The sequence below is a fragment of the Duganella vulcania genome (assembly GCF_009857655.1).
GTDB lineage: Bacteria > Pseudomonadota > Gammaproteobacteria > Burkholderiales > Burkholderiaceae_D > Rugamonas > Rugamonas vulcania.
Genome location: NZ_WWCX01000014.1, coordinates 81,454 through 107,297 on the forward strand (window position 1 = coordinate 81,454; position 25,844 = coordinate 107,297).

General features: G+C 65.4%; 22 protein-coding genes. 13 read left to right on the forward strand and 9 right to left on the reverse strand.

The window, feature by feature from the left end; all coding sequences use genetic code 11:
- The first annotated feature begins 2 nt into the window (after positions 1-2).
- From GTP90_RS11540 to bamC, 4 genes are all read left to right on the forward strand, one after another.
- Complete coding sequence (locus tag GTP90_RS11540) at positions 3-1,205, forward strand: tryptophan--tRNA ligase (protein WP_161083658.1); 1,203 nt, start codon at positions 3-5, stop codon at positions 1,203-1,205.
- The gene (locus GTP90_RS11545; protein ID WP_161083659.1) at positions 1,202-1,750 is read left to right on the forward strand and encodes a class I SAM-dependent methyltransferase; all 549 of its coding nucleotides are present in this window, start codon (positions 1,202-1,204) and stop codon (positions 1,748-1,750) included. The genes GTP90_RS11540 and GTP90_RS11545 overlap by 4 nt, the downstream gene beginning before the upstream one ends.
- 87 nt (positions 1,751-1,837) lie before the next feature.
- Positions 1,838-2,713 carry a 4-hydroxy-tetrahydrodipicolinate synthase gene (gene dapA / locus GTP90_RS11550; RefSeq protein ID WP_161083660.1) on the forward strand — a complete coding sequence of 292 codons (876 nt, stop codon included), beginning with the start codon at positions 1,838-1,840 and terminating at the stop codon, positions 2,711-2,713.
- Positions 2,714-2,851: 138 nt separating this feature from the next.
- Positions 2,852-3,967, forward strand: coding sequence for an NlpB/DapX family lipoprotein (gene bamC / locus GTP90_RS11555; protein ID WP_161083661.1), 1,116 nt, complete (start codon positions 2,852-2,854; stop codon positions 3,965-3,967).
- A 177-nt stretch (positions 3,968-4,144) separates the two neighbouring features.
- Here the strand turns inward: bamC and GTP90_RS36905 are convergent, their stop codons facing one another.
- The 3 genes from GTP90_RS36905 to GTP90_RS11570 all read right to left on the reverse strand — a co-directional run bounded on the left by GTP90_RS36905 (position 4,145) and on the right by GTP90_RS11570 (position 6,297).
- Positions 4,145-4,387 carry a hypothetical protein gene (locus GTP90_RS36905; RefSeq protein ID WP_161083662.1) on the reverse strand — a complete coding sequence of 81 codons (243 nt, stop codon included), beginning with the start codon at positions 4,385-4,387 and terminating at the stop codon, positions 4,145-4,147.
- 296 nt (positions 4,388-4,683) lie between these two features.
- A complete protein-coding gene (locus GTP90_RS11565; protein ID WP_161083663.1) occupies positions 4,684-5,160 on the reverse strand; it encodes a DUF7931 domain-containing protein in 477 nt (158 codons plus the stop codon).
- 15 nt (positions 5,161-5,175) lie between these two features.
- Positions 5,176-6,297 carry a cupin domain-containing protein gene (locus tag GTP90_RS11570; RefSeq protein ID WP_161083664.1) on the reverse strand — a complete coding sequence of 374 codons (1,122 nt, stop codon included), beginning with the start codon at positions 6,295-6,297 and terminating at the stop codon, positions 5,176-5,178.
- 103 nt (positions 6,298-6,400) lie between these two features.
- Here GTP90_RS11570 and GTP90_RS11575 point away from each other — a divergent pair, with 103 nt between their 5' ends.
- The gene (locus tag GTP90_RS11575; RefSeq protein WP_161083665.1) at positions 6,401-6,943 is read left to right on the forward strand and encodes an FKBP-type peptidyl-prolyl cis-trans isomerase; all 543 of its coding nucleotides are present in this window, start codon (positions 6,401-6,403) and stop codon (positions 6,941-6,943) included.
- 10 nt (positions 6,944-6,953) lie between these two features.
- Here GTP90_RS11575 and GTP90_RS11580 read toward each other — a convergent pair whose 3' ends face one another.
- Both GTP90_RS11580 and mutS read right to left on the reverse strand, forming a co-directional pair.
- Positions 6,954-7,940, reverse strand: a complete 987-nt coding sequence (locus GTP90_RS11580) for a hypothetical protein (RefSeq protein ID WP_371875045.1) — start codon at positions 7,938-7,940, stop codon at positions 6,954-6,956.
- Positions 7,937-10,627, reverse strand: a complete 2,691-nt coding sequence (gene mutS / locus GTP90_RS11585) for a DNA mismatch repair protein MutS (RefSeq protein ID WP_161083666.1) — start codon at positions 10,625-10,627, stop codon at positions 7,937-7,939. The genes GTP90_RS11580 and mutS overlap by 4 nt, the downstream gene beginning before the upstream one ends.
- Before the next feature lie 222 nt (positions 10,628-10,849).
- Here mutS and GTP90_RS11590 point away from each other — a divergent pair, with 222 nt between their 5' ends.
- Positions 10,850-11,752: a LysR family transcriptional regulator gene (locus tag GTP90_RS11590; RefSeq protein WP_161083667.1), complete on the forward strand. Its 903-nt coding sequence runs from the start codon at positions 10,850-10,852 to the stop codon at positions 11,750-11,752.
- On the opposite strand, the gene GTP90_RS11595 is transcribed toward GTP90_RS11590, so the two are convergent.
- On the reverse strand, positions 11,724-13,094 hold the full coding sequence (locus tag GTP90_RS11595; RefSeq protein ID WP_161083668.1) for an MFS transporter: 1,371 nt from the start codon (positions 13,092-13,094) through the stop codon (positions 11,724-11,726). The two genes, GTP90_RS11590 and GTP90_RS11595, sit on opposite strands and share 29 nt — an antisense overlap.
- Positions 13,095-13,199: 105 nt before the next feature.
- The gene (locus GTP90_RS11600) at positions 13,200-13,949 is read right to left on the reverse strand and encodes a CPBP family intramembrane glutamic endopeptidase (protein ID WP_161083669.1); all 750 of its coding nucleotides are present in this window, start codon (positions 13,947-13,949) and stop codon (positions 13,200-13,202) included.
- 422 nt (positions 13,950-14,371) lie between these two features.
- Between GTP90_RS11600 and GTP90_RS11605 the strand changes: the two genes are divergently transcribed.
- The 6 genes from GTP90_RS11605 to GTP90_RS11630 all read left to right on the forward strand — a co-directional run bounded on the left by GTP90_RS11605 (position 14,372) and on the right by GTP90_RS11630 (position 21,085).
- Positions 14,372-17,263 carry a reprolysin-like metallopeptidase gene (locus GTP90_RS11605; protein ID WP_254451828.1) on the forward strand — a complete coding sequence of 964 codons (2,892 nt, stop codon included), beginning with the start codon at positions 14,372-14,374 and terminating at the stop codon, positions 17,261-17,263.
- Positions 17,264-17,350: 87 nt separating this feature from the next.
- Positions 17,351-17,935, forward strand: a complete 585-nt coding sequence (locus GTP90_RS11610; RefSeq protein WP_161083671.1) for a cohesin domain-containing protein — start codon at positions 17,351-17,353, stop codon at positions 17,933-17,935.
- 149 nt (positions 17,936-18,084) lie between these two features.
- Positions 18,085-18,558, forward strand: a complete 474-nt coding sequence (locus GTP90_RS11615) for a VOC family protein (RefSeq protein WP_161083672.1) — start codon at positions 18,085-18,087, stop codon at positions 18,556-18,558.
- Between the two features lie 12 nt (positions 18,559-18,570).
- Positions 18,571-18,984 (forward strand): YciI family protein, encoded by a 414-nt coding sequence (locus GTP90_RS11620; RefSeq protein ID WP_161083673.1) that lies wholly within the window; start codon positions 18,571-18,573, stop codon positions 18,982-18,984.
- Positions 18,985-19,017: 33 nt separating this feature from the next.
- On the forward strand, positions 19,018-19,830 hold the full coding sequence (locus tag GTP90_RS11625) for a YciI family protein (RefSeq protein WP_161083674.1): 813 nt from the start codon (positions 19,018-19,020) through the stop codon (positions 19,828-19,830).
- 31 nt (positions 19,831-19,861) lie between these two features.
- Positions 19,862-21,085, forward strand: a complete 1,224-nt coding sequence (locus tag GTP90_RS11630; RefSeq protein WP_175048055.1) for an RNA polymerase sigma factor — start codon at positions 19,862-19,864, stop codon at positions 21,083-21,085.
- Positions 21,086-21,155: 70 nt separating this feature from the next.
- Here the strand turns inward: GTP90_RS11630 and GTP90_RS11635 are convergent, their stop codons facing one another.
- The gene (locus GTP90_RS11635; protein WP_161083676.1) at positions 21,156-23,816 is read right to left on the reverse strand and encodes a TonB-dependent receptor; all 2,661 of its coding nucleotides are present in this window, start codon (positions 23,814-23,816) and stop codon (positions 21,156-21,158) included.
- 287 nt (positions 23,817-24,103) lie between these two features.
- Here GTP90_RS11635 and GTP90_RS11640 point away from each other — a divergent pair, with 287 nt between their 5' ends.
- Positions 24,104-24,847, forward strand: coding sequence for a GntR family transcriptional regulator (locus tag GTP90_RS11640; RefSeq protein WP_161083677.1), 744 nt, complete (start codon positions 24,104-24,106; stop codon positions 24,845-24,847).
- Here the strand turns inward: GTP90_RS11640 and GTP90_RS11645 are convergent.
- Positions 24,814-25,683, reverse strand: a complete 870-nt coding sequence (locus GTP90_RS11645) for an alpha/beta hydrolase family protein (protein ID WP_161083678.1) — start codon at positions 25,681-25,683, stop codon at positions 24,814-24,816. The two genes, GTP90_RS11640 and GTP90_RS11645, sit on opposite strands and share 34 nt — an antisense overlap.
- Positions 25,684-25,844: the final 161 nt, after the last annotated feature.

Genomic DNA, 25,844 nt, shown 5'->3' on the forward strand with positions numbered 1-25,844 from the left:
CTATGTATCCCGATCGTGTTGTATCCGGCATGCGCCCGACAGGGGCCATGCACCTGGGCCATTACCACGGCGCCTTGAAAAACTGGATCAAGATGCAGACCGAGCTGCCCTGCCTGTTCTTCGTGGCCGACTGGCACGCGCTGACCACGCACTACGACGACCCGTCCATCATTGAACGCAGCACCTGGGAAATGCTGGTCGACTGGCTGGCCGCCGGCGTCGACCCATCGCAGTCCACGCTGTTCATCCAGTCCCGCGTGCCCGAGCACGCCGAGCTCCACCTGCTGCTGTCGATGGCCACGCCGCTGGGCTGGCTCGAGCGCGTGCCGACCTACAAGGACCAGATCGAGAACCTGTCCAGCAAGGATCTGGCCACCTACGGCTTCCTCGGCTACCCGCTGCTGCAGGCGGCGGACGTGCTGATCTACCGCGCCAGCCAGGTGCCGGTGGGCGACGACCAGGTGCCGCATATCGAGATGATGCGCGAAATCGCGCGGCGCTTTAACCACCTGTACGGCAAGGAAAAAGGCTTCGAGGAAAAGGCGCAGGACGCCGTCAAGAAGCTGGGCAGCAAGCGCGCCAAGCTCTACAACGAACTGCGCACCGAATACCAGCAGGACGGCAAGGAAGAGGCGCTGGAGCAGGCCAAGGCCATGCTGGACGACGCCCAGAGCCTGTCGATGGGCGACCGCGAGCGCCTGTTCGGCTACCTGGAAGGCAGCCGCAAGCTGATCCTGGTCGAGCCGCAGGCCCGCCTGACGGCCGCCTCGCGCCTGCCGGGCCTGGACGGCCGCAAGATGTCCAAGAGTTACGGCAATTCCATCGCCTTGCGCGAGGACAAGGCCACCGTGGAAAAGAAGATCCGCACCATGCCGACCGATCCGGCCCGCGTGCGCCGCACCGACGCCGGCGACCCGGCCCGTTGCCCGGTCTGGCAGTTCCACCAGGTGTACTCCGACAACGCGACCCAGGAATGGGTGGTAAAAGGATGTAAATCCGCCGGCATCGGCTGCATCGAATGCAAACAGCCGGTCATCGACGCCATCGTCAAGGAACAGGAGCCCATGCACGAGCGCGCCCAGCAGTATCTGGACGACCCGTCGCTGGTGCGCGCCATCGTCGCCGACGGCAACGACGCGGCCCGCAAGATGGCGCTGGAAACCATGCGCGACGTGCGCGAAGCCATGGGGCTGGCGTACTCATGAGCGACTTGATCTCCCCGTGGGTGCAGCGCTATGCCCCGCTGATCCCCGGTGGCGAAGTGCTGGACCTCGCCTGCGGCAGCGGACGCCACGCGCGCCACCTGGCCTCGCTGGGCCACGCCGTGGTGGCGGTGGACCGCGATCCCGAGGCGCTGGCCGCCGCGGCAGGGCCTGAAATCACCACCACCGCCATCGACCTGGAAGAGGCGGGCGCGACCTGGCCTTTTGGTCCGGATCGATTTGCCGGTATCGTGGTCACAAACTACCTGCATCGGCCGCTAATTGCCGGCATGCTGGCCAGCCTGGCGCCGAATGGCGTATTGATCTACGAAACCTTCGCGGATGGCAACGCGCAGTTCGGCAAGCCCTCGAATCCGGCCTTTTTGCTGCAGGCCGGCGAGTTGCTGGACTGGGCCCGCAACCACGGCTTGCGCGTGGTGGCCTTCGAGGACGGCGTCATCGACACGCCAAAAGCTGCCATGGTGCAACGTCTATGCGCCGTGAAGCCTGATTTCCCGCGCGTGGCGGCGCTTTTACCGCCATTTTGAGGGCCGATTTGTCGCCCCGAATGCACCATACGGGCAGGCTATCGTCTACAATCGTTGTTTTATACTTTATGCAGGCAGTGGTTACCTATGATTAAGGGCAGCATAGTAGCAATCGTCACCCCGATGAACGCAGACGGCAGTCTGGACTTCGAGGGTCTGAATCAGCTGATCGACTGGCACATCGCCGAAGGTACGGACAGCATCGTCATCGCCGGCACCACCGGCGAATCGGCCACCGTGAGCGTGGAAGAGCATTGCGCGCTGATCAAGGCGACGGTTGCCCACGCCAAGGGCCGCATCCCCATCATCGCCGGCGCCGGCGCCAACTCCACCGCCGAGGCGATCAAGCTGACCCGCTTCGCCAAGGAAGCCGGTGCGGACGCCACGCTGCAAGTGGTTCCTTACTACAACCGTCCTACCCAGGAAGGCATGTACCAGCACTTCAAGGCCATCGCCGAAGCGGTGGACCTGCCGGTCATCCTGTACAACGTGCCGGGCCGCACCGTTGCCGACATGAGTAACGAGACCATCCTGCGCCTGGCGCAAATCCCGAACATCGTCGGCGTCAAGGACGCGACCGGCAACATCGGCCGCGGCTACGACCTGCTGCGCCTGGCGCCGAAATCGTTCGCCGTGTACTCGGGCGACGATCCGACCGCGATGGCCCTGATGCTGGCTGGCGGCGCCGGCAACATCTCCGTCACCGCCAACGTCGCCCCGCGCGACATGGCCGACATGTGCGAAGCGGCGATCGCCGGCAATATCGCCAAGGCGGTCGAGCTGAACAATAAAATGTTCCCGCTGCACCAGAAACTGTTCATCGAGCCGAATCCGGTGCCGGTCAAATGGGCGCTGGCGGAAATGGGCAAAATGCCGGCCGGCATCCGCCTGCCACTGGTGCCGCTGGCGGCCGAATGCCACGACGCGGTACGCGCGGCCCTGCGAGAAGCCGGCGTACTGTAAAAACCTTAGCCTCAAGCCCCGACTTCGGTTCGGATCATCCCTGATTTGCTGCTTTTCAGCTTCTTAAACAGTAACGACATGACTATTCGCAAGACAGCTTCTATTTCCTCGCAGCGCGCCGTTGTAGTCGGCGCATTGATGGCCAGTTTGACCGGTTGCGGCATGATCAGCTCCGTGGTCGGCAACGATAAGGTGGACTACAAGTCCGCCAAGAAGGCCAGCACGCTGGACGTGCCGCCGGATCTGACGCAATTGCAGAAAGATAACCGCTACTCGCTGCCGGACTCGAACAACGGCATCGCCACCGCCTCGGGCTACAACGCCTCCAAGGGCATCGTCACCGGCCCGGCCGCGATCATGCCGGGCACGCCTGCCGCCGGCACGGTGGTGCCGACCAGCATCAACGACATCAAGGTCGAGCGCGACGGCAACCAGCGCTGGCTGGTGATCAAGCAGACGCCTGAACAACTGTGGCCGCAGCTCAAGCAGTTCTGGGAAGATTCGGGCTTCGTGCTGGCCAAGGAAAACGCCACCGCCGGCACCATGGAAACCGAATGGAACGAAAACCGCGCGAAGATTCCGCAGGACTTCATCCGCAACACCATCGGCAAGGTGTTTGACTCGGTCTATTCGAGCGGCGAGCGCGACAAGTTCCGCACCCGCATCGAACGCCGCGCCGACGGCGCCAGCGAGATCTACATCAGCCATCGCGGCGCCCAGGAAGTGGCAACCGGCGCGCAGAAGGAATCGACCACCTGGATGCCGCGTCCCAACGATCCCGGCCTGGAAGCTGAATTCCTGGCGCGCCTGATGACCAAGCTGGGCAACGGCTCGGAAGTGGCGCAAGCCAAGTCCGCCGTGGATACCGCGATTGTGCAGCCGCAGCATGCGTCGCTGGTGGGCGCGGGCGCCGACCGCGCCGTGCAGGTGGACGAGGGCTTCGACCGCGCCTGGCGCCGTGTGGGCCTGGCGCTGGACCGCGCCGGCTTCACCGTGGAAGACCGCGATCGCACCCAGGGCACGTACTTCGTCCGCTACGTCGACGATGCCGCCGAAAGCAAGGGCTTCTTCAGCAAGCTGTTCAGCTGGGGCTCGTCGTCGGAAGCCGATAAGGAAGCGCAGCGCTACCGTATTTCGGTGAAAGCCGGCGCGGGCAATAGCAGCACCGTTACCGTGTTGAGCAATGCCGGCAAAGCGGAAGCCACTCCGGTCGCCGAAAAGATCCTGACCCTGCTGCACGAGCAATTGAAATAAAGGGATAGCCGGTTATTGCCGGCTATTCAAAACAAAACCCGCCAGCCTGAACGCGATCTTGCGTGCGTTCAGGCTGGCGGGTTTTTTATATCTGCATCCAAATGGAACTTTCCCCTTGGATGCAAAAGCATCAGGCGTAAAAAAACCGGCCCGAAGGCCGGCTTTTCCACAAGCTGATTACTTCGAAGCAGCAGGAGCAGCAGCAGCCGAAGCGGCTGGAGCAGCAGCAGCGTCCGAAGCAGCAGGAGCAGCAGCAGCTGGAGCCGAAGCGTCAGCAGCTGGAGCAGGTGCTGGAGCAGCAGCAGGAGCAGCGGCTTCTGGAGCAGCTACTGGAGCTGGAGCAGCAGGAGCTTCTTCTTTTTTCGAGCAAGCAGCCAGAGCAACAGCCAGCAGGGAAACGATCAGCAGGGATTTTTTCATGGGGTTTTCCTTAATTAATTCAAAATTAAACACAATTGTTGCGATTAATAATTACCGGTAATTATCGCTCATTAGGTCGTCTTCGAAGGCTTTCGTACCGAAAATGGTGCCTGCCAGACAACGGAAACTTCCTAACCGAATATTATAGCGATTTTTAGTGCGTCGCAATAGGAGAAACAGCCGTTTCCACAACTATTTTGCGATATCGCAACTTTTCCGTTTCGACTCTACTTTAGCAGATTCGCCACAGAATACCAGTGTTCGCATCGAACACCGGCATTTTACCTTGAACTGGATCATAATCCAGTTGAGTTTGCTAACAAACCGGGCGTTGACTCTAACCAAATCGTAATAAAACGGTCACCACTGGTTTGGGTATCTTCCGGCCCGTCAAAAACCGCTTCGCCACGGAAATGATCCGAGTGGAATCGCCGCACGATATGGCGTTCGTCGGCGATGCAAAAAGAGTCCGTCAGCTGGCGTAATTGCTGGCTGGTACGGCGCACCTCCACCAGATGGCTGTAATCCTTGATCAAGCGCAGAAAGCGCGGCGCGTCGCGTTCGATGTGGTGGCCGTCATGCCCGGCCAGTTGCAGCTGGCCGCCATTGTGCAGGAATCGGCGCAGCAGGGCGTCGGTGGCGCTGCTGCCCAGTTGCCAGATGGCGAAATCCGGATCGAACAGCGTCAGCGTGCGCTCGGCGCGGGTGAAGCAGCTGGCCAGGTGCTCAAGAAATTCCGCCCTGGTGGTGAATGGAAATCTCTGCCTGTCCATGCCGCCTCCCCGTGATTAGCCCAACTCGATCCAGCCGTCCTGATACCAGGTGTACAAAGCGTCCATGACGTCGTCCGACGCCTTGGCCACCTCCGCGCCGGTCAGCGCACGGTTGTTGGCCAGCAGCTCCAGCGTGATCTTGTCTGCGCGGCTGACGCCGAACGATTCGCCGTTGATGAACACGTGCTTGCCGCGGTACAGCATCTGCGACTTGCGCGACAGCGACAGGCCCTTCTTCGCCACCGCTTCGCCGAACTTGCCGAACGTCAGCGGCTTGGCCGGGCCGGTGAAGAACACATTGTGCTTGGGCTCGGACATGTACTCGCCCAGGAAGATGGTGATGTCCTCCTCGGTGAAGCTGACCTTGTTGATTTCCTCGGCGATCGTGTTCAGCATGTTGCGGGGGATCTCGGCCGGCTTGGAGGTCGCCTCCAGGTCGGGATCGCCGTAGCGGCCCGGCAGGTCGATCGAATCGGCCATGAACTGCAGGAAGGCCTCGCCCAGCTCCTGGTAGGACGGCGAACGGAAGCCGATCGAATAGGTCTGGCAATCGCCGATGGCCACGCCGTCATGCGCGTAGTGCGGCGGCAGGTACAGCATGTCGCCCGGATTGAGCACGAACTCCTCTTGCGGCTTGAAATTGGCCAGGATCTTCAGCGGCAGGCCTTCGACCAGGCTCAGGTCCTTCTGCGGGCCGATCTGCCAGCGGCGCTGGCCCTGCGCCTGCAGCAGGAACACGTCGTAGGAATCGAAGTGCGGACCGACGCCGCCGCCATCGGTGGCGAAGCTGACCATCAGGTCGTCCAGGCGCGCGTCCGGCAGGAAGCGGAACTGGCGCAGCAGCGCGTCGGCCTTGGCGTCGAACAGGTTGACGCCCTGGACCAGCACGGTCCATTCCTTCTGGTCCATCGGCGGCAGGCCCTCCAGCGGGCCGTGCTGCATATTCCACTGGCCGTCGACATTGGTCACCAGGCGCGATTCCGCGTGGTTGGTCGAGGCCAGCTTGGTCAGCGCCTCCATGCTCAGCAGCGGCTTGAAGCCGGGGATGGCGTTACGGATCAGCAGGGGCTTTTTGTGCCAGTAGTCGCGCAGGAACTGCGCCGGCGTGATGTCGCCGAGGAGAGGTAATTTTTTCATGCGCTCATTATAACCATGGCCGCGCCGATTGTCGGGCCGGCGGCGGCCAGGCAGGCGATCCAAGGTATAATTCCGGGGCTTATATACAGAAAGGAATTACAAAATGAAGATTGCCAAGAACACGGTCGTGACTGTGAATTACAAGCTGTCCGATGCCCAGGACAATCTGATCGAAGACGGCCGTCAGCCTATGGTCTACCTGCACGGCGGCTACGAGAACACCCTGCCGAAGATCGAAGAAGAGCTGGACGGCAAGGAAGTCGGTTATTCCTCCATCATCCAGATCGAACCGGAAGATGCGTTCGGCGACTACGACGCCGCGCTGGTCAAGGTCGAGCCACGCAACCGCCTGCCTGAGCCGCTGGAAGTGGGCATGCAGTTCGAAGGCATGCCGGACGGCGACGATGGCGAAGAAGCGATGATCTTCACCGTCACCGATATCGCTGACGACAAAGTGGTCCTGGACGGCAACCACCCGCTGGCCGGCATGGCGCTGCGCTTCTCGTTGAACGTGGCCGAAGTGCGTGAAGCCACGGACGAGGAAATCGCCCACGGCCACGTGCACGGCGCCCACGGCCACCACCACGGTGACGAGGACGACGAAGGCGAAGAGGGCGATCACGTCGCCATCCACCCGATCCACTAAGTTGTAGAAGTTACTGCGTCGCCTCGGCGGCGCCGCCCTTGAGCGTGAACAGGGCGGCGCTGCCGGGCGCGACGCGCACCTCGGCCCACTCCGCGGCCAGGCTCAGATGTCCCACATTGCCGCGCCAGACGATGGACGGCTCGGTCCCGGCGCCGCCCTGGGTATCGACCAGCAGCACCTTCCCTTTGAATTTTTCCGCCATCGCCCGTATCTGCCGGCGCGGTTCGGCGAAGCCATCCTGTTTCGACTGAAAACTCGGCAGCAGCGAGAAGCCTTGCTCCGCCTGCACGCCGACATCGCCGTCCGAGAACAGCACCAGCCCGTGCATCTTCTGCCGCTCGGCCAGCGTGAACAGGCGGTGCAGCCAGGCGCGGTTGGCGACCAGCCGGTCTTCGTACTCGCTGTTGCGGCCTGCCTCGGCGCGGAAGTGGTTGTTGTTGGCCGGCAGATTGATGGTGGCGAACAGCACCTTGCCGTATTCCCAGTGCGCGTTCTCCGCGTAGCTGCGGAACTTGGCGCTGGCCGACAAGCGCGTCATCGGCAGGCGGCGCTCGCCCAGCGACTCGCCGTCGGCGTAGAACAATTCGCGCAGGCGGTTCAGGCGCTCGATGGCGTTCGAGCGGCCGATGGAATTGACGCAGCCGCTCCAGTCGCTGCCGGCCAGCGAGACGATCATCGGCGCCGCCGCGTCGTTCAACAGCGCGCGGCGCTGGGCATACAGCCTGTCGCTGCAAGGCTCCGTGCTGGACTTGATGCCGGTGGCGACGATGAAGGCCGGCGCGACCTGCGTCACGCCGGCGATGGCGCGCTTGAGCACCGATTCATCCGGGCCGCTCTTGAACGAATGGCCGATCACGCCGAACTGGAAGCCGCGCGTGGCCGGCTGCGCGGCCTGCGCCTGGGACGCGGCCAACGCCGTCACGCCGGCCGCGATCGCGACCAGGTAGCGCAACGGCGCAGCGGCGGTGGCCGTGCCAGGGACGCGCAGCGGCATCATGCCTGCGCCGTCTCCGTCAGGCGCTTGAGCTGATACAGGCGTTCCAGCGCCTCGCGCGGGGTCAGCGCATCGGGATCGAGATCGTCGAGCGCCTCGAGCAGTTCGCGCATCGCCGGGCTGGCCGCTGCGGGCGCGCTGTGCGCCGGCGTGTCGAGCACCTCGTCGTCCGCATCGGCGGTCGGCGCGGCGAACAGGTCCAGCTGCGGCGTGGCGTCCAGCGCCTGCGCCTCGAGCCGCGCCAGATGCTTGCGCGCGGCCTTGATCACCGGCTGCGGCACGCCGGCCAGCTGCGCCACCTGCAAGCCGTAGCTCTGCGACGCCGGACCATCCTGCACCGCATGCAGGAACACGATGCTGTCCTTGTGCTCGACCGCCGACAGGTGCACGTTGGCCGCCGTCGGATGGCTCTCCGGCAGCTGCGTCAGTTCGAAGTAGTGGGTGGCGAACAGCGAGAAGCTGCGGCTGGTGTCGATCAGGTGGCGCGCGATGGCCCACGCCAGCGCCAGGCCGTCGAAGGTCGAGGTGCCGCGTCCCACTTCATCCATCAGCACCAGCGAATGTTCGGTGGCGCCGTTCAGGATCGCGGCCGATTCGGTCATCTCCACCATGAAGGTCGAGCGGCCGCCGGCCAGGTCGTCGGTGGCGCCGATGCGGGTGAAGATGCGGTCGATCGGACCGATGGTCGCGCTGGCGGCCGGCACGTAGCTGCCCACGTAGGCCAGCAGCGTGATCAGCGCCACCTGGCGCATGAAGGTCGATTTACCGCCCATGTTAGGGCCGGTGATCAGCAGCAGGCGGCGGTCTTCGACGAAGCGGCAATCGTTGGCGATGAAGCGTTCGATCTGGTTCTCCACCACCGGATGGCGGCCTTCGACGATGTTGATGCACGGCGTATCGACCAGCTGCGGCGCGCACCAGTTGTGGCGCAGCGCGTGGTCGGTCAGCGAGGTCAGGGCGTCGAGCTGCGCCAGCGCCTTCGAGATCGTCTGCAGCGTGCCGATGTACGGCGCCAGGTCGCCCAGCAGCTGGTCATACAGCATCTTCTCGCGCGCCAGCGCCTTGTCCTGCGCCGACAGCGCCTTGTCCTCGAAGGCCTTCAGCTCCGGCGTGATGTAGCGCTCCGCGTTCTTCAGCGTCTGGCGGCGGCGGTAGTCGTCCGGCACCTTGGTGGTCTGGCCGTGCGTGACCTCGATGTAGAAGCCATGCACCTTGTTGTACTCCACGCGCAGGTTGGCGATGCCGGTGCGGGCGCGCTCGCGCGTTTCGAGATCGACCAGGAACTGGCCGGCGTTCTCCGACAGCGCGCGCAGCTCGTCGAGCTCCGCGTCGAAGCCGCGCGCGAACACGCCGCCATCGCGCACCATCGCGGCCGGCTCCAGCGCCACCGCGCGTTGCAGCAGGTCGAGGCAGGCGGCCGGCGTGGCCATGTCGGCATGGACGCAGGACAGCAGGCCGTTCGGATCGGTCAGCGCGCGCTGCATCGCCTGGCGCAGCGACGGCAGCTGCTGCAAGCCGTCGCGCAGGCTGGCCAGGTCGCGCGGACGCGCCGACAGCAGCGCGATGCGGGTGGTGATGCGTTCGATATCAGGCACCTGCGCCAGCGTGTGCGACAGCGCGCCGGTGGCGTCGGCGTGGCCCAGGGCGGCGATGGCCTCGTGGCGCGAGCGGGCGATGGCCTGGTCGCGGCGCGCGTGGTGCAGCCAGTGGCGCAGCAGGCGCGAACCCATCGCGGTGCGGCAGTGGTCCAGCAGCGAGAACAGGGTGGGCGACTCCTGGCCGCGGATGGTCTCGGTCAGTTCCAGGTTGCGGCGGGTGGCGGCATCGAGGCCGATGAATTCATTCTCGGTTTCGGTGGCCAGCGAGCGTACGTGCTGCAGGCCGCGTCCCTGCGTCGACTGTGCGTAGCGCAGCAGCGCGCCGGCCGCGCCGAACGCCGCGCCCAGGCCATCGGCGCCGAAGCCGGTCAGCGTCGCCACGCCGAGTTGATCGAGCAGCGACTTGTGGCCGCTGACCACGTCGAAGTGCCAGTCCGGCACGCGGTTCACGTGGCAATGGACATCTTCCTCGAACAGGTCGGCGTTATCGCCGCGCAGCACCTCGGCCGGCGCGATGCGCTCTAGCTCCTGCTGCATGCGGGCGGTGACGGTGCGGGTGTCGCCGGAGAACTCCATCAGCTTCAACGCGCCGCTGGCCAGCGACAGCCACGCCAGGCCGGCCGTGGCCACCTTGCGCTGGCTGATGATGCACATCGCCAGCAGCGGACGTTCGGCCTTTTCCGGCAGCAGGTCGGCATCGGTCAGCGTGCCCGGCGTGACCACGCGCATCACCTTGCGTTCGACCGGGCCCTTGCTGGTGGCCGGATCGCCGATCTGCTCGCAGATCGCGCACGACTCGCCAATCTTGACCAGCTTGGCCAGGTAGCCTTCGAGCGAATGGAATGGCACGCCGCACATCTTGATCGGCTGGCCGCCCGAGCTGCCGCGCGCGGTCAGCGTGATGCCCAACACGCGCGCCGCCTTTTCCGCGTCCGAGTGGAACAGCTCATAGAAGTCGCCCATGCGGTAGAACACCAGCATGTCCGGATATTCGGCCTTGATGCTCAGGTACTGAGCCATCATGGGGGTGACTTTTTCGGTAGGGCTGTTCTTGACGGCGGCGGCGTTGATTTCGGTCGGGACGGTGGTCATTGGTTCTTTTTCGGCGGTGCGATGAGTCTGGTTTTGCAGGGGTAAAATCGGCCCCGGCGCGTAACCCATCATTCTACCGCTTTCGGGCGCCCACTCCCAAAGAACTGCGCGAAGGTGGCTGCCTTTCGGCTCACAGTGTAGCATTGCATAAAAAGTAAGCTGGCGGTGAAGCAGGGAAACCCGTCCTGGCATGTCGAACATCAGAACAGAAGGCGGACAGCAATGGATAAATTGAAGGCGATGCAAATTTTCGTCAAGGTCGTGGACAAGAAAAGCCTGACGGTGGCAGCGCAGAATTCCAATCTATCCGTGTCGATGGTCAGCAACTACCTCAAGTATCTCGAGGACGACCTGGGCACCGCGCTGGTGGCCCGCACCACCCGCAACCTGTCGATCACCGATTTCGGCGCCTACTATTACGGCGTCTGCCAGAACGTGCTGGCGCTGGTCCGGGAGAGCGGAGAGGCCGCCTCCAATTTCACCGTCAATCCCGAAGGCACGCTGAACCTGGCCGCGCCCCGCACCTTCGGCGTCGCCGCGCTGCTGCCGCGGCTGGGCGAGTTCTACGCGCAGTTCCCGAAGATCCGCGTCGACGTCTCGATCAGCGACGACATCGTCGACATGACCACGACCGATTACGACGCCGCCATCCGGCTCGGCCCGCTGTCCGATTCAAACCTGGTGGCGCGGCCGCTGCGGCCGTATTCCCTGGTGCTGTGCGCCTCGCCCGCTTACCTGGCCGGCCATCCGCCGCCGTCCTCGCCCGAGGACCTGGCCCGGCATCCGTGCATCGCCACCTACTTCGATCACAAGACCGTCTGGAACCGCCTGCAAACCACGTGGGAATTCATCGGTGGCGGCGACGTGATCCACAAAGTGAGCGTCCCCTTCAAGATGCAGGTGAACGACGCGCAGGGCGCCTGTGCACTGGTCCTGAACGGCGCCGGCATCGCGCTGATACCGGCACTGCTGGCGCAACCCTGGCTGCAAAACGGCCAGCTGGTGCGCCTGCTGCCGGAATACCGCGTCCCCGACCGCGCCATGCACCTGGTCTACCGGAAAATGGACCACATGCCATCGACGCTGAAGGCCCTGGTCAGATTCCTGCTGGACGAATTTTCCTGACACCGGGCGCCACGATCAGCGCGCCGACGGCCAGCGCGGCGATCGCGCACAACAACGCAGGGGCCATGCCGGCGGCCAGGCGCGCGGCCGTGACGTCGCCGACCATCAAGCCCGTCGTGGCGACGCCGATCAAGCCGCCGATCTGGCGCGAGGCGTTCAGCACGCCGGACGCGACGCCGATGTAGCGCTGTTCGGTTGACGACACCATCGCATTGGTCAGCGCCGGCACCGCCAGTCCGATGCCCAGCCCGGCCACGACGAACTGGACGCCGATGTGCGCGTAGTGTCCATCGCCGACAAACGGCAGCATCGCCAGGTAGCCCAGCGCGGCCAGCGAGATGCCGGACACGAGCACCGTCCTGTCGCCATGCCTGACCATCAGCTTTCCGCACAACAGGTTGGCGGCCATGATGGAGCCGGTCATCGGCAGGAAGGCCAGGCCGGTGTCGAGCGGCGAGTAGGCCCACGCATATTGGAAGAACAGGCTGAACAAAAAGATCTGCCCATAGAACGCGAAGTTGACCAGGATGCCCGCCAGCGCCGACGAGGCGAAATGGCCATTCCTGAACAGGTGCAGCGGCAGCATGGGCTGTGCCATATTCTTTTCGGCCGCGATAAACGCCGCGCCGGACAGCAGGAACACCATCATCCCGCCCACCACCAGCGGCGCATAGGGACCGGACGAATTCACCTGTATCAAGGCCAGCGTGAAGCCGCCCAGCGCCAGGGCGGCCAGCAGCTGTCCCGGAATGTCGATCGCGCGGCCGGCCGTGCTGGCGGCGTCCTTCACGCAGCGCCAGGCGATCAGGCTGCCGGCCAGCGCGATCGGCACGTTGACGTAGAAGATCGATCGCCAGCCGGTTAGCGAGATCAGCACGCCGCCGAACACCGGCCCGAGCGCCAGCGCCATGCCGCCCGACGCGGCCCACAGGCTGATCGCCCGGCTGCGCGCGTCCTTGTCCGGGAAGGCCTGGTGGACGATGGCCAGCGAGGCCGGCACCACCAGCGCCGCGCCCAGGCCTTGCAGCAGGCGGTAGACGATCAGCGCGGCCAGGCTGCCGGCGACGCCGCACAGCAGGGAGGCCAGCGCGAACAACACGAAGCCGGTGACGAAGACCTTGCGGGGACCGAAGCGGTCGCCCAGCGCGCCGGCCGTCAGCAGGAAGGCGGCGAAGGTCAGCGTGTAGCCGCTGACCACCCATTCAAGCTGCGACATGGTGCCGGTGAATTCGGCGCGCAGGCTGCGCAGCGCGACGTTGACCACGCTGACATCGAGTATGACGATGACAAAGGCGAGGCAGGATGACAGGAGCGCGAGCCGCTTCCCGGTTGGCGTGGACATGATGAGGTTCTCCGGTTGCGTGAGGCAAGGCGTCGATCGTAGTGCCTGGCCGAGTGCGCCGTAAAGAACCCATCCCTGAAAACAGTTTGCAGCGGCGTTAAACAATCATGAAGCGAGCGCCCGCTGGCTGCCGCGCAGCAGGAACACGCCGTACAGGCAAAGCGGCAGCACCGCTAGCACCGCGGCAAACGGCAGCACCGAACCCTCGCCGGTGCTGGCCGCCGCGAGTGCCGACGTCACCAATGCGAAGTCCCACAGGCCGTGCACCACCACCATCGGCCACACCGAACGCGTGCGCAGGCAAATGGCGGCGTAGCCCACCCCCTGCAGGGACGCCGCGAGCGACTGCCACAGCGCGCTGCCGAAGTCGCCGCTCGCCCAACCATTGACGGTATGGACCACGCCGAACAACAGCGACGAGGCCAGCACGGCTGGCCATACCCCGTGCCGGTCCAGCAGGCCTTGCAGCAATAGCGACCGGAACATCAACTCTTCCGACACGGCCACCAGCGCCGTATTGCAGCCGACGACCAGCAGCACTTTTGCCGGCGGCCATCCGTCGGCCCACGCCACAAGCAGCATCAGCAGCGAGAAGAGCAGGGGCGGCAAGACCAGCCGCAGCGATTTCCACGATTCGGGGGCATGCAGGCCGGCTGCCCGGCGGTCGGCCGAAGCCAGCGCCACCGCCGACGCAAACAGGGCCGCCAGCACCCACCCGGGGCCGATGCCGCCGGCCACCGATTCAACCAACGATAGCTGGCCGCCGCCGAGCAATCTGCCGGTGCCCAATGTCAGGCCCAGCCAAACCGCCAGCGCAGCGAGCGCCACAGGGAAAGTAATACGGAGTCGTTTCATGCCATCGTTTCTTGGTTTATTTATGAAGCAATAATACAGGAGTGCAATTTCAGCGGTGAACAAACGAAAGTTCCCGCCATCGTCCCTTCGCTTTTTCCTAACATTCAAACCAAAGCTGTGTATTAAAGACAACAGTGATTTTTTGTGTCTATGGCTGAAACGCTCACGCTTGCTGGCTGCGAGAAAAAAAACCACGCAATCTGTTGTGACAACAAATTAATTAAGTGATACTTAAATTGAAACTTTTGCATGTCTTGTTCGCAACGCATGAATGTTTCACTGGGCATATTTCACAGGAAAAATGAACCTTTCGTATTAACAATAACATTAAGGGTATAGCAGGCATGAAACTTTCAGTGAACCCGTCATCGACTCCCCGCCTCAAAAAGGCGAGGGCAACGCTGCGTCCCACCGCTGGACGCATGTTAATTGCTTTCATGGCATTGGGCTGGACCATCTCCAGCTCCGCCGCCGCTCCAAGCCAGACGACCGGCGAGTTCTGGCAGGACGTTGGTCCCGCGGGCGGACGCAGCGCGCAAGCGGCCGGCACGTCCGGCCCGCGCCGCTTCCATGCCGCCAGCCTGAACCGCAACGGCCTGAAGCAGCTGGCCCGGTCGGCACCGCTGGAGCGCACCGACGCCGCCGCCGTCAGCCCGCTGATCATTTCGTTGCCGCACCCGGACGGCGGCTACCAGCGCTTCGCCATCGTCGACTCGCCGATCATGGAAGCGGGCCTGGCCGCCAAGCACCCTGAAATCAAGACCTACGCCGGCAAGGGCATCGACGATCCGAACGCCAGCCTGCGCATGGACATCACGCCGCTGGGCCTGCACGCCTCGGTGCGCACGCCGGCCGGCGCCTGGTATGTCGATCCGCAGACCGCGCTGGACGACAGCGTCTACAACAGCTATCACAGCCGCGACCTGCCCAACAGCCACGGCGCGCTGCGCGAAGCGCCGCTGACCGAGGCGCAGATCGCGCTGTCGCGGGGCTTCTACCACGCCGACGACAAGGTCGAAGTACGCGGCGCCGGCTTCACGCCGGGCGCCTCGATCACGGTTTCGGTGCGCAACGAGGGCGACAGCGCCACGCGCCAGAGCGTGGTCGTCAACGCCGACGCCGAAGGCGTGATCAACACCACGCTGGTGGCCGATCCGTCGCGCAACACCGGCGCCTACGAAGTGAGCGCCACCGACGGCAACACCACCAGCACCGCGGCCTACCACGTGGTGGACGACCTGGCCGTGGCCGCCCCGGCCTCCGGCAACCAGCTGCGCACCTACCGGCTGGCGCTGGTCACCGATCCATCCTACGCCACCTATTTCGGCGGCTCGGCCAATGTCACGGCGGCCAAGGTCACGCTGATCAACCGCGTGACCCAGGTCTATGAGGACGAGACCGCGATCCGCCTGATGTTGATTAACAATACCGACGCGCTGAACCTGGACACCCCCGCCCTGATGACCGGCGCCAACGGCCCCTGCGGCGGCGCGGCCTGCTTCACCACCGCGCAGGCGGCCGGCTGCGACAGCCCCACGCTGTCGCGTAACCGCATCGTGGCCGGCCTGCTGGCCGGCGCCGGCAACTTCGACATCGGCCATATCGCGTTCGGCCTCAACGGCGGCGGCATCGCCAGCCTGGGCGTGGTGGGCGGCAGCGGCAAGGCGCAGGGTTGCACCGGCATCCCCACCCCGGTCGGCGACTTCTACGCGGTCGATTACGTGGCGCACGAAATGGGCCACCAGTTCTCCGGCAACCACACCTTCAACGGCGTGATCAGCAATTGCTCGGGCGGCAACCGCAACGCCGGCACCTCGGTGGAACCGGGCAGCGGCTCGTCGATCATGGCCTACGCCGGCATTTGCGGCACCGACAACCTGCAGACCCACAGCGACGCCTATTGGTCGCAGCGCAGCTTCGATGAAATCGTCACCTACACGTCAAGCGCGGAAAGCACCATCAACGAAGTGCAGATGGTGGCGCTGACCAACTTCAGCGACACCAAGCAGTTCAAGTTGCGCTACAACGGCCACGACTCGGCGCCCATCATCCGCGGCAGCAACTTCACCACCGGCGGCATCAAGAACGCGATCCAGGGCATCAGCGGCTGGCCTGCGGGCGGCACCGTGTCCGTCAGCGCCGTGAGCGACAACGCCGTCACGCTGACCTTCGGCGGCACGCTGGCCGGCACCCGGGTTGCGCTGCTGGAGCTGGTCGGTTGCAGCGGCGGTTGCAGCGGCTATGTCGGCGAGATCGCGGCCGGCGGCAGCACCAACCGCCGCGGCGCGCTGTCGTTCACCGGCAATACCACGCCGGTGGTGACGGTGCCGGCGGGCTACACCATTCCGGTGCGCACGCCGTTCGCGCTGACCGGCAGCGCCACCGACGGCGAAGCCGACACGCTGACTTATCTGTGGGAGCAGAACGACCGCGCCGACAGCACCGGCACCGGCTTGATCAGCAATGCCAAGACCAACGGCCCGCTGTTCCGCCAGTTCGGCGTGCGCGCCGTGGTCAGCAGCGACGACACCATCAAGTACGGTTCGCCGGGCGAGAACCATGTCAGCACCGATCCGACCCGCGTGTTCCCGGACATGGCGCAGATCCTGGCCAACAACACCAACGCCGAAACCGGCGTTTGCCCGACCGCCGCCGCAACGCCGACTGCGGCCGACATCGAGTGCTTCTCGGAGTTCCTGCCGACGGCCAATTACGTGGGTTACGGCGCCAACGCCAGTCCGGCCTCGCTGAACTTCCGCCTGACCGTGCGTGACGGCCGTGGCGGCGTGGGCAACGCCGGCACCAAGCTGGTGCTGGCGCCAAACGCCGGCCCCTTCCTGGTGACGTCGCCGAACACGGCGGTGTCGCTGGACGCCGGCTCGACCCAGACCGTGACCTGGAGCGTGGCCAACACCAACGTGGCGCCGGTCAATACCGCCAACGTGAAGATCACGCTGTCCACCGACGGCGGCAAGACCTATCCGTACACGCTGGCGGCCAGCACGCCCAACACCGGCAGCAAGGCGGTCACGCTGCCGATGGTGGGCAGCGCCATGGCGCGCATCAAGGTGGAAGCGGTCGACAACATCTTCTTCGATGTGTCGAACGCCAACTTCACGATCCGCCTGGTGGGCGACGTCAACGGCGACGGCGCGGTCAACTGCGACGACCTGGCCATCATCAAGGCCGCGCTGGGCAAGCGCACCGGCCAGGCCGGCTTCGACGCGCGCGCCGACCTGAACAAGGATGGCGTGGTGGATGCGCGCGACTTGTCGGCCGAGACGCAACGCATACCGGGCGGTTGCCGCCTGTAAGCGGTCACACATGAACAGCGCCGGCGCCGGGTGTACCCGGCCCGGCGCCGATGCTGAATTGAAGCCCGTTGGGCAAAGGAAAACAATATGTTGAGTTTGAAAGAATGGAAATACCAGGCCGGCGCCGCGCTGCTGGCCGCCGCCTTCGCCGCGCCGTCGGCCTACGCCGCCGACCCGGTGCTGAGCATCGTCGCCACGCCGTCCAGCGGCGTGGTGGGCTCGACCATCGACCTGGACATCCGCATCGCCGGCGTCACGGACCTGTATGGCTACAACTTCTCGCTGGTGTTCAATCCGGCCTACCTGCAAGTGGCCGGCAGCAGCGAAGGCGCCTTCCTGGGTTCGGACGGCGGCGCCACCGACTTCGGCGTGGCCGACGCGACCGGCACGCCGGGTGTGGTGTCCTACGTGTATGGCAGCAAGTTCGGCCAGGTGCCGGGCATGAGCGGCAGCGGCAGCCTGGCGCACCTGACGTTCAACGTGATCGGCGCCGGCACCAGCACGCTGAGCTTTACCGACGCCTTGTTCCTGAACTCCAACCTGGCGGACATCACCACGCAGCTGGGCACGCAGACGCTGGTCACGACCGCCGTGCCGGAACCGTCGGCCTACCTGATGCTGGGTGTCGGCCTGGTGGGCCTGGCGGCGTTGCGCCGCCGTAAAGCCTGCTGATGTTTCACCGCGCTGCCGCCCCGCGCGGCAGCGCTCCCCGGAATATTTAAAAAAATTTAAAATTATTTGTCGATTTGATGCCTGCTGCTTCGTCGTGGAGGTAGAGTGAGCGTTTCACTCGGTCCTACTTTCACTTAAAGGAGAGCAACATGACTGCAAAAGTAAATCCTATCCCGGAAGGCATGCACAGCGTCACCCCGCACCTGGTCGTCGACGGTGCGGCGGACGCCATCGAGTTCTATAAAAAAGCGTTCAATGCCGTGGAAACCGCGCGCATCCCCGGCCAGGAAGGCAAGCTGATACACGCCGCCGTCCGCATCGGCGACTCCACCGTCATGCTGGTGGACGAGTTCCGTGACTTCGGCAACCTCGGCCCCAAGGCGCTGAAGGGCAGCCCGGTTACGCTGCACATGTACGTGCCCGACGCCGACGCCACCTACGCCCAGGCGATCGCCGCCGGCGCCGCCGAGAAGATGCCGCCGGCCGACATGTTCTGGGGCGACCGCTACGCCCAGGTCACCGACCCGTTCGGCCACGTCTGGTCGATCGCCACCCACACCAGGGACATGACGCGTGAGGAAATGGACGCGGCCATGAAGCAACAGATGCCCGATTGCGGCTGAGCGGAGAACACCATGCGTTTCATGATTATCGTTAAAGCCACCGAGGATTCCGAAGCGGGCAAGATGCCGAGCACCGAGCTGCTGACCGCGATGGGCAAGTTCAACGAGGAACTGGTGAGCGCCGGCGTGCTGCTGGCCGGCGAGGGCGTGCATCCCAGTTCCAAGGGCGCGCGCATCCGCTACGAAGGCACCAAGCGCACCGTCATCGACGGCCCGTTCGCCGAGACCAAGGAGCTGATCGCCGGCTTCTGGCTGCTGCAGGTGAAGTCGAAGGAGGAGGCCATCGAATGGATGAAGCGCTGCCCGAATCCGTTCGACACGCCGTCGGAAATCGAAATCCGCCAGGTGTTCGAGATGGAGGATTTCGGCGACGCGGCCACGCCGGAGCTGGTCGCGCAGGAAGAAGCCTTGCGCGCCCGCCTGTGATGCTGCTACCTTAGCGGAAAAAAGGAGCTAGCGATGGAATACATGGTACTGCGCCGCGCCAACCAGAGCACCGAACGCGGCCAACAGCCGCCGGCGCTGGAGCCGGGAACTTTTCTCAAGCCCAGCACGGAAGCGGTGCGGCTGCTGCGGCGCGACGGCGTCTGGAGCCAGCAGCACGGGCCGTTCGCGCCCCGGGAGCTGGTGGCCGGCTTCACGCTGATCGAGGCGGCATCGAAGGAGGACGCCATCGAGCAGGTGCGCTGGTGGCCGTTGTTCGACAGCGGCGCCGTGTATGAAATCCGCGATGCGGGTTGCCCCGGCAACTGCATCGGCTTCGATGAACGCGGCACGGCGGCGGGCACCATCCCCCGCCGTGACGAGGCGCTCACGCGCTACGTGGTCTTCATCCGCTCCGACGAGGCCGCCGAAGCCAACGCGGTGCCGCCGCCGGAAGTCATCGACGTGATGAACGCCTACAACGAGGCCGGCGTGCAGCAGGGCGTGCTGCTGGCGGGCGAGGGCCTGAAGGCCAGCGCCTCCGCCACCCGCGTCCACTTCGCCAACTCGAAAACCTCGGTGGTGGACGGCCCGTTCACCGAAGTCAAGGAACTGATCGCCGGCTACTGGATGCTGCAGGCGGCCTCGCTGGACGACGCCATCGCCTGGGCCAAGACCTATCCCTATCCCAGCCCCGGCGACCTGACGCTGGAGATCCGCGAAGCGTGCGAGCGCATCGCCCACCAGGAATTCACACCCGAGATGCGCGCGGCCGAGGAACGCCTGCGCGCCGAACTGCTGGAGGCCGGCCTGCGCGACGCCTTCAGGAAAAAAGCCCGTGGCGGCTGACGTCCACAAGATCGTCGAGGCGGTATGGCGGATGGAGTCCGCCAAGATCATCGCCGTGCTGGCGCGCATGCTGCGCGACGTCGGCCAGGCCGAGGAGCTGGCGCAGGACGCGCTGGTGATGGCGCTGGAGCGCTGGCCCGACACCGGCGTGCCGGACCAGCCGGCCGCATGGCTGACCACGGTCGCCAGGAACCGCGCGCTGGACGTGCTGCGGCGCCGCCAGCTGCACCAGGAAAAGGAAGGAGAGCTCACCTACGAGATCGAAGGCGTGCTGCAGGACGCCGCGCCCAACCTCGACGCGGCGGTGGCCGACGCGCTGGAGAACGACATCGGCGACGACCTGCTGCGGCTGGTGTTCGTAGCCTGCCATCCGGTGCTGCCGACCGACGGCCGGGTGGCGCTGACCTTGCGCATGCTGGGCGGCCTGGGCACCGGCGAGATCGCCCGCGCCTTCCTGGTGCCGGAAGCGACGGTGGCGCAGCGCATCGTGCGCGCCAAGCGCACGCTGGCCGAGGCCAAGGTGCCGTTCGAGGCGCCGCGCGCGCACGAGCTGGCCGAGCGGCTGGCCTCGGTGCTGCAGGTGGTCTACCTGATCTACAACGAAGGCTATTCCGCCAGCGCCGGCGCCGACTGGATGCGGCCGGCGCTGTGCGAGGAAGCGCTGCGGCTGGGCCGCATCCTGGCCGAGCTGGCGCCGGACGAGCCGGAAGTGCACGGCCTGGTGGCGCTGATGGAGATCCAGTCCTCGCGCGCCCGCGCCCGGGTCGGCCCCAAGGGCGAGCCCATCCTCTTGCTCGAGCAGGACCGCGCGCGCTGGGACCAGCTGCTGATACGGCGCGGCCTGGCGGCGCTGGAACGCGCCGAGCGCACCGGACGCGGACTGGGATCGTATGGCGTGCAGGCGGCCATCGCGGCCTGCCATGCGCGCGCGCGGCTGGCGGCCGACACCGACTGGCAGCGCATCGCCGCGCTGTACGACGCGCTGGCGCAGCTGACGCCGTCGCCGGTGGTGGAACTGAACCGGGCGGTGGCGCTGGCCATGGCCTTCGGACCGGAAGCGGGGCTGGAAGTGGTGGATGGCTTGATGGATGTGGCGGCGCTGAAGCACTACCATCTGCTGCCGAGCGTGCGCGGGGATTTCCTGTCCAAGCTGGGACGGCACGACGAGGCGCGGCACGAATTCGAACGCGCGGCGCAGCTGACGCAGAACGAGCGCGAACGCACCTTGCTGCTGGCGCGCGCCGCCGCCCAATAAAAAAAGCTGGCCCCCACGGGAGTTAAGGGCCAGCCAACCTTGGTGCTACTACCTCTTTACACACTACGCCTTACAGCTTGGCGCGCAGGCCCAGGTAGAAAGTGCGGCCGTTCGAGTAAAACGCACGCGGCTGGTCAGGCGTTTCCGCGTACATCTTGATGGTGGTGTTGGTCAGGTTCAGCGCATCGAAGGTGATGGTCAGCTGCTCGTTGATCTTGTAGTTCAACGAAGCGGCCAGGTTGCCCGCGCCCTTCACGTGCTGGCTGGCGCCACGGTCCACGCCGGCCTTGTAGCTGGAGCGGTAGTTGTACGCCAGGCGCGCGCTGAACTTGGCGTCCTCGTAGAAGCCGGTGATGTTGTAGGTGCTCTTCGAGGAGTTCAGCAGCTCGCTGCCGTCGGCCAGCTTGCCGTCCGCGTAGGTGTAGTTGGCCAGCACGCCGAAGCTGTTGAACAGCGGCTGCTGGTAGCTCAGCTCCACGCCCTTGTTCTTGCCGCTGGTGGTGTACGGCGAGGTGATCTGGTACTCGGTCATCTTGCCTTGCTTGTTGTTGAAGAAGGTGCCCACGCTGCCGCCCTGCGCCACCACCGACACCAGGTCCATGTAGAACAGGCCGGCCGACAGCGAGGACTTCGGCGCGAAGTACCACTCGGCGCTCACTTCGGCGTTGTTGGAGCGGACCGGATCGAGCTTGACGTTGCCGCCCGATGCGCTGAGCGCATCGTCGTTCAGCGACACCGAGCCGCCCAGCGCGCTGTAGTCGGGACGCGAGATCGCCCGCGCCAGCGCGCCGCGCACCACCAGGTCCTGGTTCACGTCGTACTTGATGTTCGCGCTTGGCAGCACGTCGTTGTAGGTGCGTTCGAAGGTCGTCGGCGTGTAGTCGCCGAAGGCCGAGCCCTTGATCGGGTTGGTGCCGCCGGACAGGTTGACGATCGAGGTCTGCCTGGTGCGCACGCCGCGCAGGCCGACGTTGCCGCTCCAGCTGTCGCCGGTCAGGTTGGCCATGCCGTACACCGCGGTGGTCTTCTCGTTGACCTTGAATTCATCCTGCCAGTTGTGGCGCGCCACGAAGTCGATCACGCGGTTGCCCGGCACCGCGCCCCAGGCGCCCAGCGCCGCGCCGTCGTAGCGGAAGTAGGCCGACGACAGGCCGCCGCCCAGGTTGGAGGCGAAGTCGCTCGGATATTGCTGGCCGCTCCAGGCCGGGCCGGGATTGCTGCCGCCCAGCGGGCCCAGCTTCGATTCCAGCGGATGCTCGGCGCTGCGTTTGTGGTCGGTGGCGCGGACGCCGAACTTGACCGAATCGAGCACGCCCTGGCTGATGCGCAGCTCGCCGTCCAGCTGGGCGTAGCGTTCCTTGTCGATCGATTGCGACTCGCCGCCGCCGGCCCAGGCGGTGCTGCCGGGCTTGGTGGTCACGCCGCCGGGATAGGAGACGCTGGCCGGGCTCAGGCCGTTCAGCTGGAAGGTCATGCCGCCGCTGACATTGTTCTGGTAGTAGACGTCGCCGTGGTCCCAGCCTTCGCCGTGGGTCATGCCGGCCTTGCCGCTGATGGTCAGGTCCTGCGTGGCGCGGTAGCGGAAGTTGAAGTCGACGTAGTAGGCTTCGCCGCCGGCGTCCGGACGGTAGATGTTGTCGACCTCGCCCGAGTTGCTGGCGAAGGAGGCGCCGGTGATGGTGCCGCCCTTGGTGGTGACGTTGGTCGGCACCAAGTTGTCGCGGTTGAAGGAGTTGCCGGGCGCCGCCAGCCAGTTGGTGTTCTGGTGCGGTGCGTCCAGCTTGGAGTAGAAGCCGTTCAGGTCCAGCGTCAGCTCTTTCGACGGTTTGAACTCGGCGTCGAAGGCGCCGCCCTCGCGTTTTTTCTTCTGCTCGAACAGCGAGGCGCCGATGAAGGTCGGCACATACAGGCCGGCCAGCGCCGGATTGGCCTTGGCGGCCGCGCTGTTCTTGCCGACCGTGACATAGCCCAGCACTTCCTGGCCGTCGCGGCGCACCGTGGTTTTTTCGGAGAAGGCCTGCACCAGCACGCCGGCGGTGTTGCTGTCGTTCTTCCACGCGAACAGGCCGGAGAATTGCGGCTCGGTCTTCTTGGCCAGGTCGTTGTACACCGCCTGCACCGACGCTTCCAGCGTCAGCGCCTTCTTGAATTCCAGCGGGCGGCGGGTGATGACGTCGATCGCGCCGGACACGCCGCCCTCGACCAGGTCGGCGGTCTGCGACTTATGCACCACCACGGAGCTGACCAGCTCGGAAGGCAGCAGCGAGAAGCTGCTGGAGCGGCCGACGTTGCCGCCGAACTGGTTCAGCACGAACCAGTCGCCGGTGCTGATGGCGTGGCCGTTGAACAGGGTTTGCTGCAGCGAGGGGCTGGTGCCGCGCAGGCTGACGCGGTCGTTCTCGCCGAAGCCGCCTTCGCCGCCGGCCGACGACTGGATGTTCACGCCGGGCAGGCGCTGGATGGCGTCGGCCACATTCTTGTCGGGCATTTTGCCGATGTCTTCGGCGGTCACCACCTCGACCACGGAATCGGCATTGCGTTTTTGCTTGAGCGATTGTTCCAGGGCGGCGCGGACGCCCGAGACGGTCACCACGGCCGGTGCGTCGCCGGCCTGGGTGGTCTGCGCCATCGCCGGCGTGGCGAAGGCGATCATCATGCCGACCGCCGCGGCGATCGGGGTCAGGCCGGTGCGGGCCGCTGTGCTGCTTGCTGCGTGCTGTTGAAACGTCATTGCAAATCTCCAGTATGGCCCATGCGGACCTGTTCACTTCTTGTGATGATGAATCTCTCGCAAGATTCCCCCTTGCAAACCAAACAACAAACCAGTTCGATGCCAATATACTGTAAACAATGATACCAGAGCGCTACCAGTTGTAAAAAAATATAGCGATGTGGTGTTTTTTAGACAAAAAATGGCTTAGTATTCACCTGTTTGGTGCAAAATATTGAAATTACATCAAGATTGCGCTGAAATTCCGGTACTTAATTGGTACTATATTTGTGGCGGGAGGGTATCGTATGATGACGTTGACCAACATCGTGAAGGTGCTTGGAGAAAGCAGCAGCCTGCCGCTGTATCACCAGTTGCAGCGTGCCTTGCGCGAGGCCATTGCCCAGCGCGTGCTGCTGCCGGACGACGCGCTGCCGCCCGAGCGCAAGCTGGCCAGCGACCTGAACGTGTCGCGGCTGACGGTGCGCAAGGCGCTCGACGGGCTGGTGGCGGAGGGCTTGCTGGTGCGGCGCCCCGGCTCGGGCAACTTCATCAACCACACCCGCATCGAGCAGAATTTTTCCAAGCTCAGCTCATTTTCCGAGGACATGCGTGCGCGCGGGCGCCAGCCCAGCAGCACCTGGCTGCACCGCGCCACCGGCATCGCCACCTGCGAGGAGGCGGTGCGGCTGCGCCTGAGCCCGGGCGAGGCGGTGTACCGCTTCCACCGCATCCGCTACGCCGACGGCACGCCGATGTGCGTGGAGTACGCGGCCGTGCCGGGCAGCTGCCTGCCGTCGCTGGAGTCGGTGGACAAGTCGATGTACGAGGCGCTGAACCGCTGCGGCAACCGGCCGGTGCGGGCGTTGCAGCGGCTGTCGGCGCTGCTGCTCAACGCCGAGCAGGCGCGCCTGCTGGACGCCCGCGAGGCCGACGCCGGCCTGGCGGTCGAGCGGCTGGGCTTCCTGGCCGATGGCCGGGTGGTGGAGTTTTGCCGCTCGTATTTCCGCGGCGACGCCTACGACTTCGTGGCGGAGCTCACCTCGGTCTGAAACCAGGCCAGCGCCGCTTCCCACAGCGGCTGCGCCTGCGCCTTGAAGTAGCCCATGTGGCCGATGGGGCCGAAGCCGGCCCGCGCCGGATCGATGGTGACGGCGGTGACGGCGGCGTTGCGGTAGCCGGCCATGAAGGCGTCGCGCGAGGCGGGGCCGGCCCACAGGTCGTCCACCGAGTTGGCCGCCAGCACCGGCATGCGCACCCGGTCGTAGCTGTCGCGGATGCCGGCCATCGCCGGATCGTCGAAGAAATAGTGCGGGTAGCGGCACCAGCGTTTCCACTGGTGGTAGACGGTCAGCGGCAGGTCTTCGCCCATGCCCAGCTTGCTCCAGGCCAGATAGCCTTTCCAGCGCGTCAGCAGCGGGCCGAACACGTTCCAGGTCAGCCAGACTTTGACGCGCTCCAGCGGCGGCATCCAGCCGTGCCAGCCGGCACTGACGCCGAACAGATAGCAGGCCGCGACCTTGTGCTGGTTGGGCAGCAGCCCCAGCGCGTGGCCGCCGTAGGAATGGCCGACCAGCAGCAGCGGCAGTTCGTCGCTGGCCATGTGCTCGACGGCGGCGGCCAGGTCGAGCCGGCCCCAGTCCAGGAAGTCCACTTCGAAGCCCTTGAGCGTGGCCGGGCGCGACAGACCGATGCCGCGGTAGTCCAGCGTCAGCACGCGGTAGCCGCGCGCGGCGGCGAACTCGGCGAAGCGGCGGTAGAAACCCTGCGGCACGCCGGTGGCGCTGGCCACGACCAGGTGGGCGTGCGGCGCGCCGGCGGCCGGGTAGAGCGTGGCGACGACCGGATAGCCGTCGGCGGCCTGGAGGGTGAGGACTTGCTTGGTCATGGGCGGCCTCCGGGGGAGCGTGCGCGCAGCAGCGCGAACAGGGCGGCGCCGGCCTGCTCCATCGGCGCTACGCTGCCGGCCACGCGGGCTTGCAGCAGCGCGCCTTCATAGGCGGCCACGACCAGCCCGGCCAGGCCCTCGGCGTTGGCGATGCGGCCCGA